General features: G+C 73.2%; 1 protein-coding gene. It reads right to left on the bottom strand.

The window, feature by feature from the left end; genetic code table 11:
- Nucleotides 1–1,540, bottom strand: a 1,540-nt coding sequence (locus KN815_RS48780; RefSeq protein ID WP_216348159.1) for a type I polyketide synthase, incomplete at both ends; no start/stop codon positions are given.

Below are 1,540 nucleotides of genomic sequence, written 5' to 3' on the forward strand. Positions count from 1 at the left end.
GGCGAGGCGTCCATCAGCCCCACCGCCATACCGGCCCACTGCGACCCCTGCCCCGGGAACACGAACGCCGTCTTGCCCGCCGTTCCGGTGCCCTGGACCAGCTCGGCCACCGCCTCGCCCCGGGCGAGCGCCGTCAGGGCGCGGATGAAGTCGTCGCGGTCCGTGCCGACCAGCACCGCGCGCTGGTCGTGGACGGCGCGGGTGGTGGCCAGGGAGTAGCCGATGTCGGCCGGGCGCAGGCCCGGGTCGGTGTCGAGGTGTGCCAGCAGCCGCTCGGCCTGGGCGCCCAGCGCCGCCTCGCTCCTGCCGGACAGGATCCAGGGCAGCACACCGGGCTCGGGCGCCGCGTCGGCGGCCGTGGGCCGCTCCGCCGGGGCCTGCTCGATGATGGTGTGCGCGTTGGTGCCGCTGATGCCGAACGAGGACACGGCGGCCCGGCGCGGACGGCCGGTCTCGGGCCATTCGAGCTGCTCGGTGAGCAGCGACACCGCGCCCGCCGTCCAGTCCACATGTGGCGACGGCTCGTCCACATGCAGGGTCCTGGGCAGGACGCCGTGCTCGATGGCCTTGACCATCTTGATGATCCCGGCGACACCGGCCGCGGCCTGGGTGTGGCCGAAGTTGGACTTCACCGAGCCGAGCCAGAGCGGCTCGTCCTCGGTCCGCTCCTGGCCGTAGGTGGCCAGCAGCGCCTGCGCCTCGATCGGGTCACCCAGCGTCGTACCGGTGCCGTGTGCCTCGACGACGTCCACCTCGGCGGCGGACAGCCGGGCGTTGGCGAGGGCCTGGCGGATCACGCGCTGCTGGGACGGGCCGTTGGGCGCGGTCAGGCCGTTGGAGGCGCCGTCCTGGTTGATCGCGGAACCGCGGACGATGGCGAGCACGGGGTGGCCGTTCTTGCGGGCGTCCGACAGCCGCTCGATCAGCAGCATGCCCACGCCCTCGCCCCAGGCCGTGCCGTCGGCGGCGGCGGCGAAGGGCTTGCAGCGGCCGTCGGTCGCGAGGCCGCGCTGCTTGCTGAAGGCCACGAAGGTGCCGGGGGTGGCCATCACGGTCACACCGCCCGCGAGCGCGAGCGAGCATTCGCCGCTGCGCAGCGCCTGCACCGCCATGTGCAGGGTGACCAGCGAAGACGAGCACGCCGTGTCGACGGTGACCGCCGGGCCCTCCAGACCGAAGGTGTACGACACCCGGCCCGAGGCGACACTGCCGGAGCTGGCAGTGCCCATATAGCCCTCGAGGCCGTCGGGGGCGCGGTGCAGCAGCGTGCCGTAGTCGTTGTACATGACGCCGGTGTAGACACCGGTCCGGCTGCCGCGCACCGCCGCCGGGTCGATCCCGGCCCGCTCGAACGCCTCCCAGGTGGTCTCCAGCAGCAGCCGCTGCTGCGGGTCCATGGCGAGCGCCTCACGCGGCGAGATGCCGAAGAAGACGGGGTCGAAGTGGTGGGCGTCGTGCAGGAATCCGCCGTTACGGGCGTAGCTGGTGCCCTGCTGGTCGGGGTCGTCGTCGTAGAGCGACTCGATGTCCCAGCCGCGGT

Origin of the sequence: Streptomyces niphimycinicus, from assembly GCF_018883605.1 — a bacterium.
GTDB classification, from domain to species: domain Bacteria; phylum Actinomycetota; class Actinomycetes; order Streptomycetales; family Streptomycetaceae; genus Streptomyces; species Streptomyces niphimycinicus.